Annotated in this window: 15 protein-coding genes and 1 pseudogene; 2 read left to right on the forward strand and 14 right to left on the reverse strand. The window is 42.7% G+C overall.

Features of this window, described 5'->3' with window-relative positions; translation table 11 throughout:
• Positions 1-136: 136 nt before the first annotated feature.
• The 14 genes from ACYQ2O_RS05550 to glpK all read right to left on the reverse strand — a co-directional run bounded on the left by ACYQ2O_RS05550 (position 137) and on the right by glpK (position 16,416).
• Positions 137-997, reverse strand: coding sequence for a helix-turn-helix domain-containing protein (locus ACYQ2O_RS05550; protein ID WP_346025064.1), 861 nt, complete (start codon positions 995-997; stop codon positions 137-139).
• Positions 998-1,172: 175 nt separating this feature from the next.
• A complete protein-coding gene (phoU, locus tag ACYQ2O_RS05555; protein WP_091267478.1) occupies positions 1,173-1,844 on the reverse strand; it encodes a phosphate signaling complex protein PhoU in 672 nt (223 codons plus the stop codon).
• A 30-nt stretch (positions 1,845-1,874) separates the two neighbouring features.
• Positions 1,875-2,636 carry a phosphate ABC transporter ATP-binding protein PstB gene (gene pstB / locus ACYQ2O_RS05560; RefSeq protein WP_091267479.1) on the reverse strand — a complete coding sequence of 254 codons (762 nt, stop codon included), beginning with the start codon at positions 2,634-2,636 and terminating at the stop codon, positions 1,875-1,877.
• Positions 2,636-3,451, reverse strand: coding sequence for a phosphate ABC transporter permease PstA (gene pstA, locus ACYQ2O_RS05565; protein WP_091267480.1), 816 nt, complete (start codon positions 3,449-3,451; stop codon positions 2,636-2,638). The genes pstB and pstA overlap by 1 nt, the downstream gene beginning before the upstream one ends.
• A gap of 2 nt (positions 3,452-3,453) precedes the next feature.
• Positions 3,454-4,275 carry a phosphate ABC transporter permease subunit PstC gene (gene pstC / locus ACYQ2O_RS05570; RefSeq protein ID WP_346025070.1) on the reverse strand — a complete coding sequence of 274 codons (822 nt, stop codon included), beginning with the start codon at positions 4,273-4,275 and terminating at the stop codon, positions 3,454-3,456.
• 192 nt (positions 4,276-4,467) lie between these two features.
• On the reverse strand, positions 4,468-5,376 hold the full coding sequence (locus ACYQ2O_RS05575) for a substrate-binding domain-containing protein (RefSeq protein ID WP_346025067.1): 909 nt from the start codon (positions 5,374-5,376) through the stop codon (positions 4,468-4,470).
• Between the two features lie 178 nt (positions 5,377-5,554).
• Complete coding sequence (gene pnpS, locus ACYQ2O_RS05580) at positions 5,555-7,327, reverse strand: two-component system histidine kinase PnpS (protein ID WP_346025068.1); 1,773 nt, start codon at positions 7,325-7,327, stop codon at positions 5,555-5,557.
• Complete coding sequence (locus tag ACYQ2O_RS05585) at positions 7,324-8,031, reverse strand: response regulator transcription factor (RefSeq protein WP_346025069.1); 708 nt, start codon at positions 8,029-8,031, stop codon at positions 7,324-7,326. The genes pnpS and ACYQ2O_RS05585 overlap by 4 nt, the downstream gene beginning before the upstream one ends.
• Positions 8,032-8,071: 40 nt before the next feature.
• On the reverse strand, positions 8,072-8,242 hold the full coding sequence (locus ACYQ2O_RS05590) for a hypothetical protein (protein WP_428830625.1): 171 nt from the start codon (positions 8,240-8,242) through the stop codon (positions 8,072-8,074).
• Between the two features lie 418 nt (positions 8,243-8,660).
• Positions 8,661-10,556: a tRNA uridine-5-carboxymethylaminomethyl(34) synthesis enzyme MnmG gene (mnmG, locus tag ACYQ2O_RS05595; protein ID WP_346024914.1), complete on the reverse strand. Its 1,896-nt coding sequence runs from the start codon at positions 10,554-10,556 to the stop codon at positions 8,661-8,663.
• A gap of 57 nt (positions 10,557-10,613) precedes the next feature.
• Entirely contained in the window at positions 10,614-12,002 is a 1,389-nt protein-coding gene (mnmE, locus tag ACYQ2O_RS05600) for a tRNA uridine-5-carboxymethylaminomethyl(34) synthesis GTPase MnmE (RefSeq protein ID WP_428830620.1), read from the reverse strand.
• Between the two features lie 332 nt (positions 12,003-12,334).
• A complete protein-coding gene (locus ACYQ2O_RS05605) occupies positions 12,335-13,051 on the reverse strand; it encodes an MIP/aquaporin family protein (RefSeq protein ID WP_346024913.1) in 717 nt (238 codons plus the stop codon).
• Positions 13,052-14,887: a type 1 glycerol-3-phosphate oxidase gene (gene glpO / locus ACYQ2O_RS05610; RefSeq protein ID WP_346024912.1), complete on the reverse strand. Its 1,836-nt coding sequence runs from the start codon at positions 14,885-14,887 to the stop codon at positions 13,052-13,054.
• A gap of 23 nt (positions 14,888-14,910) precedes the next feature.
• Positions 14,911-16,416, reverse strand: coding sequence for a glycerol kinase GlpK (glpK, locus tag ACYQ2O_RS05615; RefSeq protein ID WP_346024911.1), 1,506 nt, complete (start codon positions 16,414-16,416; stop codon positions 14,911-14,913).
• 729 nt (positions 16,417-17,145) lie between these two features.
• On the opposite strand from glpK, the pseudogene ACYQ2O_RS05620 reads away from it, so the two are divergent.
• Positions 17,146-17,960, forward strand: a pseudogene (locus ACYQ2O_RS05620) (AAA family ATPase).
• Positions 17,961-18,075: 115 nt separating this feature from the next.
• Positions 18,076-18,384, forward strand: a complete 309-nt coding sequence (locus ACYQ2O_RS05625; RefSeq protein ID WP_346024046.1) for a hypothetical protein — start codon at positions 18,076-18,078, stop codon at positions 18,382-18,384.
• The last annotated feature ends 505 nt before the right edge of the window (positions 18,385-18,889 follow it).

The following is an 18,889-nucleotide window of genomic DNA, read 5'->3' on the forward strand; positions in this document are numbered from 1 at the left end:
ATTAAGAGATTTAATCCATTTGTACGAGCGATAGAGATATTTAAATTATTGAACCGCCGTGTACGGAACCGTACGCACGGTGGTGTGAGAGGACGGTAAATTAATTATTTACCTCCTACTCGATTATTCTATGCGGTTATTCCGTTCTAGCTGCCGACTGAAGCTGCTCCTGAGCCAGTTTAGTGATCAGCAGGTACTTTTCGTTCTGCTGAATATCAAAGATGGTCTGAGCTTTTTTGTAAGCATCCAGTGCTTCATCTCTATGACCCAGCTTCTCCAGACACGAGCCTTTATAGTAGAAAAAGTCGCCTAGTAAAAATAAAGTCTTCTTCTCTATGACCAGCTCCAGTCCCTGCATCACTTTGTCCAGACAGCTGGAATACTTGCCTTCCCTGAACAGACAAATCGAATAGTTAAGCAGCAACTTAGCTTTCTTCTCATGATTCATCCATTCTGCAAATGAGTCGAACCCTTTCTGATAGTAAGCTTCTGCCAGGTCGTACTGTTTCTTTCTCAAATACTGATTTCCAATACTGTCAATGACTTCAACTCGTAGTTCTCCATTTTTTACATCGGTTTCCAATTCAATCAGATAGTCAAGAGCCTTATCGTTATCCCCGTCACGATAAGCGTATAAAAGTCCCTGTATCCAGTTAAAGAAATCTCTTTCTTCACCTATCGTCTTTTCGATAAGTTCTTCATTCGATTCGATCAGATAAGATACTGATTCATACTCTCTTCTTTCAAGGTGCTGACGAATAATGCGGCACAGCTGTGCTGTTTGAGAATAACGGCTCTCGATCGAATCTTCCCCATAAAAATAATGAATCGATACGGCCAGCCGTTCCGCTACTTTCTCCATCAGTTCCCGACTTGGTCTGACTTTCTTCTTTTCGATACGGCTGATCATGGCTTGAGTACAGATACCATCGGCCAGTTCCGCTTGCGTCATTTTAATTTCTTTTCTTCTTGTCTTAATCTTCTCCCCTAATTTCATACCCTTTTTTCCTCTCATTATATTACCATTATAATATCAGTTATATTAAAATATTATACACAAAACCTCATTTATTAGCTAGAGGAAGTTGGATAAAACCCAGTCATTTTATGAAAAAAAGGAATGAACAGGATTTCGGCCCCTCCATTCCTCGCTTTCACCCTTTATAGGCTTATTATGAGTAGTTATGGTGTGTATTCAATTCCTGTATTTCTCCTGTTTCAAAATAAAGGATCCATTCGGATATATTCGTGATATAATCACCCATTCTTTCAATATAGGTGCTGACAAGAATGTAGTCTGTGGCGCCCAGAACAAGCTCCGGATCCTGACGCATCTCATCGATGCTGGCTTTTTTAATTTCATCGGCCAGCGTATCAATGGCTTCATCCTTATGCGCAATCTCTCTGGCTTTTTGAGTATCATACTTGATATAGGCATCAATAATCTCCTGACCCATCACCTTAATTTTTTCTCCAGCTAGAGAAATTTTATTTTCAATTGTCGCATTGCGTTTATTCCCTTTAACTCTAATGGTGGATTTTGAGATGGATACAGCATGGTCGCCCATTCTTTCCAAGTCAGCGCAGGCTTTCATCACTGTGATGATCTTACGCAGATCTGCTGTAACTGGCTGCTGCAAAGCAATCAGTTCAATACAATCGTGTTCAAGCTGATGTTCCATTTCATTGATCTTTATATCTTCATCAATGACTTGCTTAGCCAGCTCTTTATCATGATTCGCAAAAGCTTTGATCGATTTATAGATGGCTTCATTAACGCGGTTCCCCATCTGAAAAAACTGACGATGCAGTTTTTCGAGTTCCTCATCATACGCTCGTCGCATAATATTCTCTCCTTTTATTCCTGAAAGCAATTACCCGAATCGCCCAGAAATGTAGTTATCTGTTTCTGTTTCGCTAGGATTCGTAAAGATTTTACGAGTTTCATCCTGTTCAATAATATTCCCATTCAGGAAGAAGGCTGTACGGTCTGAAATACGTGACGCCTGCTGCATATTGTGTGTGACCATTACGATGGTATATTCATTTTTCAGTTCAGACACGAGATCTTCTATCTTAGACGTGGAAATAGGGTCAAGGGCACTTGTCGGCTCATCCATTAAGAGAACCTCCGGCTCTACCGCTAGTGCACGTGCAATGCAGATTCTCTGCTGTTGTCCCCCAGAAATAGATAACGCATTTCTATCCAAATGATCTTTGACTTCATCCCAGATAGCTGCCTGCTTCAAGCTCTTTTCTACAATCTCATCCAGTTCACTTTTGTTCTTTATCCCATGCGTTCTTGGGCCAAAGGCAATATTATCATAGATACTTTTTGGAAAAGGATTGGGTTGCTGAAAGACCATTCCCACTCTTTTTCTCAAATTGTTCAGCTCGACTTTTCTGCTGTAGATGTCTTTTCCATCAAGCTCAACGGTTCCTTCAATTCGGCAGTTTTCAACCAGATCGTTCATACGGTTGAGCGTTTTGATCAGCGTCGATTTACCGCAACCGGACGGGCCGATAAAGGCTGTAATTTCTTTTTCGTAAATATCGAGATCGACACCATGAAGGGCTTCGAAATCTCCGTACCAGAGTTTTAAATCTCTGACTGTTATTTTATTTGTTCTAGACATTATTTTCCTCCTCCAGCCAATCGTTTACTGACTAGTGTCGATAACGCATTGATCACTAGAACAAACACAAGCAGAACGACTGCTGTTGCATAGGCTTCATTAACGTGACGCCCTTCCTGAGACAGTATATACATATGAAGAGACAGTGTTCTTCCGGAAGCGAAGAGACTGCCTGGTAGGTTCGTTGCTGTTCCAAGAGTGAACATAAGTGCTGCTGTTTCACCCACGATTCGACCAGTAGCCAGAATGACACCCGATAATATACCAGGCATAGCCACTGGCAGGACCACTTTGAACAAGGTTCTCAGTTTCCCTGCTCCAAGCGCATAACTGGCTTGTCTGATAGGCATACCTGTGGCAATCAGTGCCTCTTCAGTCGCTCGAATAATGACAGGCAGCGACATAATCGTGACCGTCAGAATACCTGCAATCAGTGAAAATTGGAACTCCAGGAAAATAACGAAGAAAAGCATACCGAATAAGCCGTAAATGATTGACGGGATTCCAGCCAGAGTGTCTGTAGCCATTCCGACTGCTCTAACCACTGGATTTTTTCTGTCAGCATAGTCCACCAGATAAAAGCCTGTGAACACGCCGATCGGAGTCGCAATCAGTAAGGTGCCCGCAACGACCATCAGTGTCGTCATCAGCGCCGGCATCATTGATACATTGGATGTGCTGTACTGCCATGAAAACAGAGAGGGCGTCAGAAATCTGACTCCGTTAATCAGAATGTAAATAACCAGATAGCCCAGCATGCCGAAAGTAAAAACTGACGATGCATAGACTAGACCTTTCATTAGTTTACTTACCATGATTATTTAGCCTCCCTTGTTTTCATAATCAGAAATGTCGTGTTGATGATCATAATGAAGACGAACAAGACGACACCTGTTGCGACTAAAGCATCCCTGTGCTGACCGGATGCATAGGCCATTTCCATAACAATATTCGTAGTCAGCGTTCTGACCCCTTCCGTAAGCCCTCTAGGCATTAACGGTTGGTTTCCCGCAACCATGACCACTGCCATCGTTTCACCAATTGCCCGTCCGACTCCCAATACGATACTTGAGAAAATACCAGATTTGGCAGCTGGAACGACAACTGAGAAAATACTTCTTTCGTGACTGGCACCCAAGGCCATGCTTCCTGAAAAATACGAACGGGGCACAGAGCGGATCGCTACTTCAGATAAAGAAATGACTGTCGGAAGAATCATGATGGTAAGCAGGAGTATCGCTGCCAGCATACTGTTCCCCGGCCCGCCGAATATGGCACGAATCTGTGGAACAATGATTCTCAGTGCAAAAAATCCGTAAACAATAGAAGGAATTCCTGCCATTAAATTAACTGCAGGCTTTAAGAATGCATAAAGTCTCTTCGGACAGAATTCCGCCATGAAAACAGCCGTCATGACACCGATCGGCACACCTAGACCTACTGCACCCAATGTTACTAGTATTGAACCTGTGATCATAGGTAGGAGACCGAACGTGGTCCGGTTCCAAGTCGTTCCGAAAATGAAATCAGTCAAGCCATACTCGAACATCATAGGCAAGCCATTAGTAAAAATAAAAATTACGATCAGTAGGAGAGACAAAATGGAAGTGAATGCCGCCATGAAGAAGACGCCATGCATGATTTTTTCCTTCCAATCGGTCTTAGCTGTTTTTCTGACGGGAGGACGACGCTTAGTCTTCCCCGCCGCTGCCCTCTTATTTATGTGTTCCATAATTAAAATCCTTTCTCAATTACAGTACAAGAGGGCTGCCGAACAGACGCATTATCTGTTCTGCAGACCCCTCTTTCCTATCTGTTTAGATGCTATTGATTAATCTAATACGTCTGCCCATGTTGAGAAGTCGCCTCTGAAGATGTCTGCAACTTGATCCATGCTTAATGATTCAAGTGGGTTATCCGGGTGGACAACGACTGCGATTCCATCAAGTGCAACAGCTCTTACTTCAGTTACTTGACTTGTTTCGTCATCATCAAGGTCTCTTGATGCCATACCGATATCGGACGTTCCTTCAATTACAGAAGTGACACCTGCACCAGATCCAGTTGAGTGAACAGCGATTTGTACGTCAGAATGAATCTCCTGATACGCTTCTGCCATTGCTTCAACAACTGGGTATACTGCTGTTGATCCGATAACATCGATCGATCCACTTAAGTCAAGATCGCTTCCTTCGTATGCTGGAGCATCGGTATCAGAAGGAATGTAACCTACTTCATTAACAATAGCTTGTCCCTCAGCTGAGAACATGAATTCCCAGAAATCAGCTGCCACTTCATCCAGTTCTTCACCAATAATGACATTGAAGTTACGCGCAATTTCGTAGTCTCCCTCAAGAATATTCTCTTCGTTCGCGTCAACACCATCGATTTGAATAGCTTTCAGTGAATCATCCAACGCTCCTACAGATGTATAACCAATGGCATACAAGTCGTCTGCTACAGTGCTGTTGACTGCATTTGTTCCTTGTTGAGCTGTTGCTTCAGCAGCAATCAGGTCGTTATCGCCGTCATCAAGTCCAGTTAGCTCAGCAAATGCATCACGTGTTCCAGATCCGACTTCACGAGTAACTAAGTGCAGATTTCTTGAATTATCGAAGTCTCCTCCGTTTGATCCTCCATCAGAACCGTTTGAAGCCCCTTCGCTTCCAGTGTCAGCACAAGCGGCCAGAGTTGTTGCGGCTAAACCTACGATAGATAGCAGTTTGATATGTTTTTTCACGTTAATCTCCTTTAGTGGATAAATTAAGACATCTCCTGTCTACAGTCCCTATATTAAATGTCGACTGTGTACTTTGGTTGGATTTATTGTCGATTTTATGTAAAGTAATGTAAATATCGTGTAAATAAAACCCACGACTCATTGGACAGGTGTCCTAAAGTCGTGGGTTAAATTTATTCTATTCATGTTTTAAAGGAAGCCAGATGGTAAAGGTACTCCCTTTATTTTCTTCGCTGTCTAATGTGATGCGCCCCTGATTATTTTCAATCAGCCACTTCACAATAGCCAGACCCAGTCCAGTTCCACCAGCATTCCGACTTCTAGCCTGGTCTACCCTGTAAAAGCGTTCAAAGATCCGCGACTGACTCTCTTTAGGAATACCAAGGCCGTTGTCACTGACGGTTATCACGGCTTCGTGGTCTGTCCGGTCAATGGTCACGCCGATCCATCCTTTATTCGGCGTGTAGGTGACAGCATTTCCAATCAGGTTGATCAGAATCTGCTTCAGCTGGTCCCGGTCGATTTCCAGTACGACGGCTTCATTTTCCACCACATTGAGTGTGATCTGTTTCAAATCCACTTTCTGATGAAGGATATTTCTGACCTCATCTGAGACATCCTTTATCCGTACGTCCTGAATGACTCCCTGAACTTTATGCTGCTCAAGTCTGGAAAGCTGTAGAATATCCTGGACCATCAAATCCAGACGTGTCGATTCTTTGTGAATGATTTTCAGAAATTCCACAAGCACTTCTTCATCTTCAAGCGCACCATCCAGCAGTGTTTCTGCAAATCCTTTCACTGCAGTGATCGGTGTTCTCAGCTCATGAGAAACATTGGCTACAAAATCGGTTCGAACTTTTTCAAGCCGTCTGATTTCTGTAATATCATACAGCAGGACAATATGATTGATGGTCTCTTTGGACTGATTCAGAATTGGGACGACATTGACATCGACGACCTTTTCCTCAGGGTACAGCAAAGTCGCTTCCTTATTCTGCAGGCTCTGCTCCTGAATCGCTCGAGTTATCAAGTCGATCAAAGCCGTGCTGTGTAGTCCCTCTTCATAAGATATCCCGATTTTACCGTAAAGATCTTCCCCTACGATTTCATTCATAACAGGGTTGACCATGGTAATATTGCCCTGATTATCTACGAGCATCACCCCAATAACTAGATGGTTGACCAGTTCCTTGAGCTGGGTCTGATTCTGATTGATTTCCTGCATCTGATAGTCAAGGTTCGTGGCCAAGTGATTAATGGCAAGCCCTAACTCATCGATTTCTTTATAGGAGTGCTCCCGGTATCGGCTTGAATAATCCTGAATCCTCAGTCGTTCAGTAATTTGTTTCATTTTTTCAATCGGATCGCTTATTCTCTTTGTCCAGTAATTGGTAAACAGCAGAGCGACCAGAATGGAAATGATCGTGAACAAGGCAAGCGTCTGAATGAACTGGTCAGTCAGTCCACCCATCTCCTCTACATTTTTAGAGAGCCGGAGAAAACCAATCAACTCTCCTTTTGTATTTACGACATCCGTAGCAGCATAGTAAAGGACTTCTCCTGTACTTTCGCTCGTACGATTGAATGTTCCAATCGATTCTCCATCAAGTACCTGTTGAATTTCAGGCCGATCGAGATGATTTTCAAGTACCTCTTCCCGAGCTCGAGTATCGTAAATGACCTCTCCTTCAGGCGAGATGAAGGTAATTCGTTCAGTAATCACTTCAGCCGTTTGATCCAACTGCAGATTTACAAGATTCAGATCATCTTCGAACTGCGATGCATCAAGTTGGCTCGATAAGGTTAACAATTGAGACTCAAGATCCTCTCCCTGCTGCTCAATAGCCTGCCGCTGAAGGCTGGATGAAATAAGATAGAGAAATAATAGGGTGAATAGCACAAGAACGAGCATAAAAAAACCGAGTATCCTGGCTCTCAGCTGTTTCATTTCGGCGCCTCCAGCTTATAACCAAACCCTCTGGCCGTTTTCAGATAGACCGGTTTCTTGGGGTCTTCTTCGATTTTTTCCCGCAGATGACTGATGTGCATGTCAACGATTCGCGTCTCTCCGGTAAAGTCAAAGTCCCAGACCGCCTGGAGCAGCTGCTCTCTGTTGAGAATACGCCCCTTATGTCGAGCGAGGTAAAGAAGCAACTCAAATTCTTTAGGTGTCACTTCCTGCTTTTCCCCTCTGACAGACACTTCATACTGATCAGGAGAAATAACGATATCACCGATGATGATGTCTTCCGTCAATTCGTCTGACTGTTCCTTCGATGCACTGTTTCTCTCCATACGTCTGAAAATAGCTTTCATTCGTGCAGTGACTTCTCTAGGGCTGAACGGCTTGGTCATGTAATCGTCTGCCCCCAGTTCCAGTCCGACGATTTTATCAATCTCTGAATCCTTAGCCGTCAGCATGATGATTGGTGCATCGATTTTTTCTCTTCTCAACTCCCGGCAGACATCCATCCCGTCCATCCCCGGAAGCATCAGATCGAGAAGGATGATATCGTAGGAATTGTTAAGTGCCATCTCGTACCCTTCTTTTCCATCCATTGCCCCAGAAACCTCATAGCCTTCTTTCTCCAGATTATACTGCAGAAGCTTCAAAATAGACTGCTCATCTTCAACTATTAGAACTTTTTTCATTTGCGCCCTCTTTCTCCTCATGACTGGTCTTGTTGATTATTTAATTTGATTTTATATGAATGTCGCGTTTCGGGAATGGAGTTTCTATTCCATTCTGCTTGAATTTCTCAAAAATTTTAAATCTCAAGTCGCTCGGAATTCTGAATTCCCGCTCGTCAGATTGTGTTTCAATCCAGAACCAGACAGTAAAATCTAACGAAGAATCACCCAATTATTCGAAAAAGACTCTCGGTTCCGGTTCTTTGAGGATATTATTCCATTTTTCTTCTCGCAGTTCAATAACAGTTTCTTCAATCAGCCGTCTGACGCGGGCTACATCGACGTCGTAAGAATATATTGACAGACTGCACCGGACAATGTTCTGACCTAATATGTTCTAAGATAAAATCCAGCAATCAATACTTTTCCAAATATAGTTTATAGTTTCTGAAGCGTCTTTTCATCTTCAGATTTGTTCTTGGCAAGATTAGAACGAACGACTCACTTAGTATACTACTAACTCAAATTCATTTATCGACAATCTGATCCACCTTTGTTAGTCGGTCTATCAACTAAAAAACACATTCTCCCGAACAGGTCTAATTCGTTTGACGAATCATGTCCGGAGAATGTGTTTTTTTATTATTTTATTATGAGGCGTTGACCTTCTGGATGTCCCCTTGTTCGACGTAGACCATCAGAATAGAGATGTCTGAAGGATTCACACCACTGATACGACTGGCTTGGGCAATCGTTTCAGGTTGAATTTTCGTCAGCTTTTCTTTAGCTTCAGTGGCGAGGCCATTGATCGCTGTGTAGTCAATGCCTTCTGGAATACGTTTGTTTTCCATTCGCTTAACTTTATCCGCTTTTCGGATCGCTTTATTGATATAGCCTTCGTACTTGATGAAAATTTCAACTTGTTCTTTGACGTGTTTCGGCAGTGCCTCTTCAGTCGGAGCAAAGCTGAGAATGTCATCATATTTAACATAAGGACGTTTCAGGAAGTCGTAGACCAGCATGCCGTCTTTGAGCTGTGGTTCACCTTTTTCTTCAAGGTGGTCTGCCACTTCGCTCGGTTTTACACGTATCGTTTTCAGACGAGCCAATTCATTTTCAGTCTGTTTTTTCTTCAGCATGAAGGCCTCGTAGCGTTCTTTGCTTAGCAGCCCGAGTTCGTATCCTTTTTCAGACAGTCGGAAATCAGCGTTGTCATGACGTAAAAGCAGACGGTATTCTGCGCGTGAAGTCAACAGACGATATGGCTCATTAGTTCCTTTAGTGACCAGATCATCGATCATAACTCCAATATAAGCTTCATTACGCTTAGGTACGTAGGCTTCTTCACCTTTTACCAGACGAGCTGCATTGATACCGGCAATCAGACCTTGTCCACCAGCTTCTTCGTATCCAGATGTTCCATTCATCTGGCCGGCAGTAAACAGGCCGCTGATGCGCTTAGTTTCAAGAGATGGACGCAATTGATATGGTTTGATGACATCGTACTCAATGGCATAACCGGTACGCATCATCTGAGCATTCTCTAGCCCTTCGACGGAACGCAGCACGGCCAGCTGCACATCTTCTGGAAGAGAAGAGGACAGACCTTGAACGTAAATTTCATCCGTGTTTGCGCCTTCCGGTTCCAGGAAAAGCTGATGGCGCGGCTTGTCACTGAAACGGACCACTTTGTCTTCAATGGACGGGCAGTAACGGGCGCCTACTCCTTCAACGATACCAGTGAACATTGGTGCGCGGTGAAGATTTTCTCGGATGATGTCATGAGACACGGTACTAGTATAAGTCAGCCAGCAAGAGACCTGTTCCTTAAGATAATCTTCGTCAGGTGTTTCAAAGCTGAAATGGTTCGGCTCAGCATCTCCAGGCTGTTCTTCTGTTACCGTGTAGTCGATCGATGACTTGTGGATACGCGGTGGCGTACCGGTTTTAAAACGGTCCAGTTCAAAGCCAAGCTCAAGCAGATTTTCAGATAGCTTGACGGAAGGCTGTGTGTTGTTCGGACCTGATGAGTATTTCAGTTCACCAATAATGATTTCCCCACGTGAAGACGTTCCGGCAGTGAGTACCACAGCATCCGAACGATAAATCGCTCCAGCATTGGTCTTCACACCTTTGATCACATCATTTTCGACAATCAGTTCATCGACGATCCCTTGCTTCAAGTCAAGGTTAGGTGTCCGTTCGATGGTTTTCTTCATTTCGTTAGAGTACAGATATTTATCGGATTGGGCTCTAAGTGCTCGGACGGCTGGACCTTTTGCAGTATTGAGCATACGCATCTGAATATAGGTCTTATCCGTGTTGCGTCCCATTTCGCCACCGAGGGCATCGATTTCTCTTACTACGATTCCTTTTGCCGGTCCACCGATTGATGGGTTACAAGGCATATGGGCAACCATATCCAGATTGATGGTGATCAGTAGAGTTCTGGCACCCATTCGAGCGGAGGCTAGCGCAGCTTCAGATCCTGCATGTCCAGCACCAACAACAACGACATCGTAGTGTCCTGCTTCGTAAGTTTGCATCGCATGATTCCTTTCTATTTATCAGTCTTTTTAAATTCATGTCAATTTAGTTAGTCGTTATTTTCCTAAACAGAACTGGCTGAAGAGCTGAGTGATCAGCTCGTCCTGTACGCTGTCTCCAGTGATTTCACCGAGCAGATCCCATGCACGCGTCATATCGATCTGTACCAGATCCACCGGCATCCCTGTTTCGATGCCTTCGATGACATCATCAAATGCTTCGATCGTATCATTCAAAAGAGCGATATGGCGGATATTCGATACATATGTCGCATCCTTCTCACCGGTGTTTCCGGCAAAGAAGAGATCCGCTATCTTGCCTTCCAGCTCGGTCAGTCCTGCCTGCGTCACTATGGACGTGTAGACGATATTGGACGGATCGACCAGCGTTTTCAGCTCATTCAGATCCAGCTTATTCTCAAGATCCATTTTATTTAAAATAATGATCCGGTGGTGCCCTTCAGTGGCTTCAAGCAGCAGCTTGTCTTCTGGCGTCAGTGGTTCGTTTTGGTTGAACACCAGCAAAACGAGATCCGCATCGCTCAATGCTTTACGGCTTCGCTCCACACCGATGCGCTCAACAATATCTTCTGTTTCGCGAATACCGGCTGTATCAATCAATCGTAGTGGTACGCCTTTAACACTGACATATTCTTCTATGACGTCTCGCGTCGTTCCGGCGATTTCAGTAACAATTGCCTTCTCTTCTTTAAGCAGGACATTCAACAGACTTGATTTCCCGACGTTAGGTCGCCCGATGATTGCGGTAGCCAGACCTTCTCTCAATATCTTTCCCTGACTCGCTGTTTCCAGTAGAGATTCGACCTGCGCTTTGACCTGTGCTGCTTTCTCGACCAGCAGCTTGGAGGTCATTTCTTCTACATCATCGTATTCAGGATAGTCGATATTGACTTCCACCTGAGCTAATGTATTAAGAATTTCCTGCCTCAAGTTTCTGATCAGCCGGGACAGGTTTCCGTCCAGTTGAGTGACGGCCATATGCATAGCCTTGTCAGTCTTGGCACGGATGACATCCATCACGGCTTCAGCCTGTGAGAGGTCGATCCGGCCATTCAAGAAGGCCCGTTTAGTGAATTCTCCCGGCTCTGCCAGACGCGCCCCGTTGCTCAATACGGTTTCCAGAACTTTATTGACGGAGACGATACCCCCATGCGTATTTATTTCAACAACATCTTCTCTTGTATAGGTCTTGGGTGCCCGCATGATCGACACCATAACTTCATCGATTGGTTCAGCTGTTTTAGGATTGACGACTCGGCCGTAATGAATCGTATGCGACGCCTGTTCCTTCAGATTCTTGCTGCCAAGCTGATAGATCCTGTCTGCAATCTCCAGCGCTTCATCTCCACTGATTCGGACGATCCCAATCCCGCCTTCTCCAGGTGGGGTAGAAATTGCCGCAATCGTATCAAATTCTATAGCCATACTATCTATCCTTCCCCTTATTTATTCACAAAAAAAAGCGCCTGATCCACTCCAATTCAGCATAGACTGCTACTCTGAGCGGAAAAGCACTTTCACTGCTTAACCTTGATTCGTTCTTTTAATTATTTCGACATCTTAAATCATATAAGGTATGATGCCGTTTGTCAACTTTTATACTTATTTTTTATTAGTATTTGTGACGTTTTTTTTACATAGCAGCTATTCATTTCATACTCTGACTTCATCATCTTCTTCAATACAGAAAAAACGCCTGACATCGACAACTCGATCGTTGTTCCGTCAGGCGTAAAGTATTTATTTAGTGTCTCAGATTATACGATGACCAGATACAGCAATGCTGCTGCTACTGCGCCGAGCATTGGTGCAACAATTGGCACCCAGGCATATTCCCACTTAGAGTCACCTTTGTTTGCCAGTGGGAGAATCTGGTGCGCAATTCTAGGGCCCAGATCACGTGCCGGGTTGATCGCATATCCGGTCGAGCCACCTAATGATAGTCCAATTGACAGAATCAGCACCCCAACGACTAGTGGGTTCAGTCCTTCTGTAAAGACATTTTGACCGAAAGCCAGTAAAGCGAACACTAAAACAAATGTGCCAATAGCCTCAGACATTACATTAGATATGTTGTCTCGGATTTCTGCGCCAGTCGCAAACGTTCCCAAAATTGCACCCGGATCTGTTGTTTCTTTATAGTGAGCCAGATATGTCAACCATACTAGCACTGATCCCAAAATTGCACCAGCTACCTGAGCCAGAATAAAAGGAATGACCATTCCCCATGCCAAGTCTCCAGTTATTGCAAATCCAAGTGTCACGGCAGGATTTAAATGAGCGGGACCCATAAAACCGGCGATGTATACCGCCAGTGTTACAGCAGCCCCCCACCCCATCGTGATGGCTACCCATCCAGCGCCTTCTGCTTTACTTTTTTTCAAGCTAACAGCCGCTACAACTCCATTACCAAGTAGAATCAGAAACATTGTTCCTAAAAATTCACTGAAAAGTGTTAATGTTTGCCCTGTCATTTAATCCACGTCTCCCTTTAATGTTTTCAAATCAGATTCAGCAACTGCTTTTTCAAGCTCTTCCGTGTACTGTTGTCTTACTTCATCGGACCAGTCATTATAGCGAGCCATCTCAGAAATGACAGGTTCGATTATGCTGTCTAAGGTGTCACGCATAAACAGCATGTGATTTGTTCGACGGATCAGGAAATCGCTCGGGGTCAGCGCCATTTCTTCACGCATGGCGTAATGCAGACTGAGCGTATCTGCGAGAGTAAGTCCCTCTACCTGATCAACTTCTTCAAGTAAATCATAGACCGCCGGAGTGTTTGATCCATACAGATTAGCCAAGTATCTTGCTTCAGATTCAGTTAATCCTTTTTCAACACCAGACTGAGCCAGAGCTTCTGTCTCCTCGTCGACTTTAGCTGGATCGATGTCTCCACCAGAAACTGGATAATGAGCCGAATCGATCAGTTCGTAAGTCAGATTGAAGTCTCTTTCCAGCACATCGATTGTTGCTTTAACCGCTCCAAGGGCCATTTTACGGTAATCCGTAATTTTCCCGCCGGCTACGGTAATCAGTCCATCTTCATCGATCTCAAGCGAACTGCCGCGTGAAAGGGTGGAAGGATTCGTGTCTGATTCCGCATTGGCTGTTTTAATATTTTTCAGTACATCCGCGACTTCATATCGTTCAACGCTTCCCTGCTGATACTTCTCCACGATGGACAGTACATCATCAAGACTTTCGTCCGTAATGAGCTGATTGTTCTGCCCGTTATAGTCAGACCCGCCATTTGCCGCAATCAATGGACGCAAGCCGGCCCAGCTGGACTCGATATCGTTCAACGTAATATCTGCTGACGGGTACCTTGTATTGATGATGTCCAGCAGGTAATCAACGTCTTCCTGCTCCACCGTAGGATTTGAAAGGTCACCTTTATAGTCAGTATCAGTCGTCCCGAAATACGTTTTTTCCTCACGAGGAATCACGAAGACCATTCTTCCGTCCTGTTTTCCTGTATCGAAATACGTCGGCTGGGGAACGAATAGTTTCTTATTGTCTACGACCAGATGAACCCCTTTTGTCGGACGCATCTGAGGCGCCGTATCGATCTTGTCGTCCATCTGACGAATCGTGTCCGACCACGGTCCGGTCGTATTCATGACAACACGGGCATTGATTCTGATCGTTTCACCCGTCAATAAGTCTTCCACTTCTGCTCCAGAAGCTCGTCCGTTGTCATCATGTAAGATTCCAACTACTTTCATGCGACTGACCATGTGTCCGCCGTCTTCAGCTGCCCGCTTGATATTCTCTATTACTAGGCGAGCATCATTGTTCCGGTAATCCAGATAGACCCCGGCACCTAAAAGTCCTTCACTGTTCAGCTGCGGTTCGCGTTCCAGAACTTCTTCTTTTGTCAGTGTATAGTTCGCAAAATCAGTTCCAGTCACACCAGCCAGCTGGTCATACAAATCCATGGCAACTTTAAGAGAGAACATGGAGAACGTTGAATCCGGCTCATCATAAACGGGTAAGATCATCGGGTCCGCTTTTGGAATATGAGGAGCGATGCCCTGAACCACGGCCCGTTCCTGAACCGTGTCAGCTACGACTTCCACATCAAAGTTCTTCAAATAACGCAGACCGCCGTGAACGAGTTTAGTTGAGCGCGAAGACGTCCCTTCTGCAAAATCCTGCATCTCGACCAGGCCTGTTTTCAGACCCGAAGCACTGGCCTGCAAAGCAGACCCAGCACCCGTGATCCCGCCACCAATGATCAGTACATCCAATGTTTCTTCTTTTAATACGTTTATATCTTGTTTTCTTCTTTCAAGAGAGAAAACCATACTCTTTTCCTCCTACGCTAGTCCTACTCTTCAGGCTTGAAGACTTGTGTCGCTTTAACTGCCAGTTTCCAGTTCTTGTAAAGCTTCTGACGTTCTTCTTCAGGCATCTGCGGTTCGAACATGCCACCTTCTTCGTACATACTCTTTATTTCATCCATGCTTTCCCAGTAACCGACAGCCAGACCCGCAAGATAAGCAGCTCCAAGTGCAGTCGTTTCCAGATTATGCGCCCGCTGCACTTTAGTTCCAAGGATATCTGCCTGGAACTGCAGCAGCCAGTCGTTATTAGCTGCTCCACCGTCCACTTTAAGGAGAGGAATGTCGATTCCCGCGTCTTTATTCATCGTGTCAATAACATCACGAGCCTGATAAGCAATAGACTGCAGCGTCGCTTTTACGAAATCTTCTCTAGTCGTCCCTCGTGTCAAGCCGAAAACAGATCCTCGAGCATCTGAATCCCAATAGGGTGCACCCAGACCTGTAAAGGCTGGAACAACGAAGACTTCATTATCATTTTTAGATTTCTTAGCTAATGCTTCCGAATCAGACGAATTCTCGATCATTTTCAGTCCGTCACGCAGCCACTGAACAGATGAACCAGCTACAAAGATACTTCCTTCCAGAGCATAATAGATCTTGCCATTGATACCGTACCCTATCGTAGTCAGCAGGTTATTTTCTGACAACTGTGGTTCTTCACCTGTGTTCATGACGATGAATGAACCTGTGCCATATGTGTTTTTGACCATGCCCGGCTCAAAGGCCATCTGACCAAATAATGCTGCCTGCTGGTCTCCCGCCATCCCTGAAATAGGTGTGTTAGCTCCATAGAAGTGATAGTTCGCTGTGTTTCCGTAGATTTCCGAGTTTGATCTAACTTCGGGCATCATGGCACGTGGAATATTCAATAAGTCCAGAATTTCCTGATCCCATTCCAGTTTGTGAATGTTATACAGCATCGTGCGGCTGGCGTTTGAATAATCTGTTACGAACGATTCTCCCCCGGTCAGTTTCCATACCAGCCAAGTGTCGACTGTTCCAAACAGTAATTCGCCATTTTCAGCTCGTTCCTGAGCTCCTTCAACATGGTCAAGAATCCAGCGAATCTTCGTCGCTGAGAAGTAAGAGTCAATGATCAGACCCGTTTTTTCGTGAATCATTTCTGAATGCCCGGCCTCGTAAAGTTTTGCAGCGATAGGCGCTGACTGACGAGACTGCCAGACAACTGCGTTATAAATCGGCCGTCCTGTCTCTTTGTCCCAGACGATTGTTGTTTCACGCTGGTTAGTAATCCCGATTCCTGCGATTTCCTGAGGTTTGACACCGGATTCAATAAATGCGCCGGCAATGACAGACTGGACTGAATTCCAGATTTCATTAGGATTATGTTCTACCCAACCGCTTTCAGGAAAAATTTGAGTAATTTCTTTTTGAGAACTTCCGATCGTGTTTAACTGTTTATCATAAATAATTGCTCGTGAACTCGTTGTTCCTTGATCTATGGACATAATGTACTGATTATCTGACATTGGTTTATTCCTCCTATTTTATCATCGGTTTTTAGTAACCGTTTTCTTTACGTTTTTATTGTAACCGTTTTTCTTCAGTTAAAAATGTCAGCTTTTTTTGAATTTTCGAATTTTTTGAAAGTTTTTCGGTGAGAGCACTATAACACAAGCAGTATTAACCCTATTCATATCTTAATATGATAGGGTTAATACTGCTTCTAGCTATATCTATGAGCCTTCAGATTATGTGGTATTAAATCGACAGACTAATCGAGAAAATTGTACTTAATTGAGTTCGAACTGAAATTATGTGACAAAATTTCCTCTGGCTAAAAAAAAGAATAGCTCTGTATTTGAAACACCCACTAATGAGAAAACTTTAAATAATTTGCCAGCAAAAGATCAATCTAAAAAAATCCATTCGATTTTAGCAAAGGAAGTTACTATAATTGACTTTTGTACTCAATGATCTGTTCAAGAAAAAAACTATAAAAGCAAATCCAGATATTAAATCGTTAATTGTTTTTTCAGATTTTGAGAGATCAAAGCATATGAGACATATGACACAGTATTATTATAAGAACAATTATGATGTTAAAGCCCACATAGTAATAGAAAATATCTAAATAATAACTTTTTAGGCTAGAAACTTAATTTAAATAAACTGGTTAATACAAAAGTTACAGCCTCGGTTTACTGGTATACTATCGACAAGTTAATGAGCGTATACTACGTAGGAGGTTTTATATAATGGGCAGTACTTATGTAATAGGAATTTTAAAGGTGGCGTTGGAAAAACTAAGACAGTAACTATGTTGGCTTATGAGAGCGCTATTCAAAAAAATCGTAAAACGTTAGTAATTGATCTCGATCCTCAGGGTAATGCTACTTCAGTTTTAGCTAAAACTGGCAACATCGAATCTATAGATAAAAATATAACGAATGCTTTTAATAATGGAAATTTAGAAAACGAAATTACACCAATAATGGAAAATTTAGATTTGGTTGCTTCAAACACAGCTTTTAGAAATTTAAGTAAACTATTAATTCAACGTTTCCCAGATGATGAATTAAAACAAATTAAATACTTAAAGGATTTAATCGAACCGATCAAGCATAAATATGATTCTATATACTTAGACGTCCCACCAACTATTAGTGATTATTCAGATAATGCTATGCTGGCTGCTGATTTCTGTATCATAGTTCTCCAGACACAAGAGTTGTCATTAGACGGAGCTCGAACTTATATAGACTACATGCAATATCTGGTAGATACCTATGACGCAGATTTGAACGTACTAGGTATCATACCCTGCATGCTAAAACCAGGAGGCAGAGTGGATAGCAAAATACTGGATCAAGCTAAAGAATTATATGGAAATAATGTCTTGCAAACTAATGTTAAATATCAGGAACGCTTAAAAGTATATGATGTGCAGGGTATTGAAATGAACCGCAATATTAATGGCAATATTGATATGTGGGACAAAAAAGCACACGCTGTCTTTTTAAAGGTTCTAGAAGAATTAGATAGTCACCAAGAAACTTTTACAGTTAGTTAAGTTAATAGGGAGGAGCTTTAGTTAAAATGGCAGAATTTGAACCTATAATTATAAAAAGAGTACCTCATTACAAAATAAAAAAGTTGAAATAAAGGGCAGCAATAGTTTTGGACGAATGGAAACACCAGCACAAAAACCTAAACCGTTAATTGCAGAGAAGAAAAAAAAACAAAAAGTTAGTCAATCCGCGATTTCTAAAGAAGACCCTAGGTTAAAAGCTAGCAAGACGCAGAAAACTAGTCCCAGTACAAATCTAAAAATTAATACTTTAAAACCTTTTCTGAAAGAAACAGAAAGTATGAATACCGCTACTTACAATGACATAGTTGATATGTTAGTAGACAATTATGTGCAAACTAAATTGACTACTAGACAAAGCGAAGCTTATAAAGCTATATATAGCAGTCAATTTGATATGCTATAAAATGAATGAATGTGTTAATAGCGAGAATCAAAAAAATAATTAATTGAATTAGACATTACTTTAATATAAGATAGTCTGATTTCACAAGTATAAATGAGCTTATAAATTCAGACATTCACAGTACTTTTCAATTTTTTCTGTCTATATAGTAAGAACTGTATTCTATTAGTCACAATATTATCCCTATAAATTGAAAAAATAGTAAACTAATACGATACTCTATTAAAATATCTTTTTTTATTTACTGTATTCATAGTTGATTAGACATTGCCAGACTCACATCATAGTATTTTAAAAATGACTATTACAATAGATACTAATTGATCTGATTTAAATCTAAAAAATTTAAAGCTAAGTAGAAAGTTCTGAGATTGTAGATGAACCAATTTCATAACTAACTTTTTAAAAAAGGAAACACTCGTCTAATTTCAAAATGACTATTTTTTAAAAATTACACGGCTATTTCTTTTCTGTTCTTTCTCTCAGCTAACCGTTGGTTTGCATA

The organism is Alkalibacterium sp. m-11 (assembly GCF_054658155.1).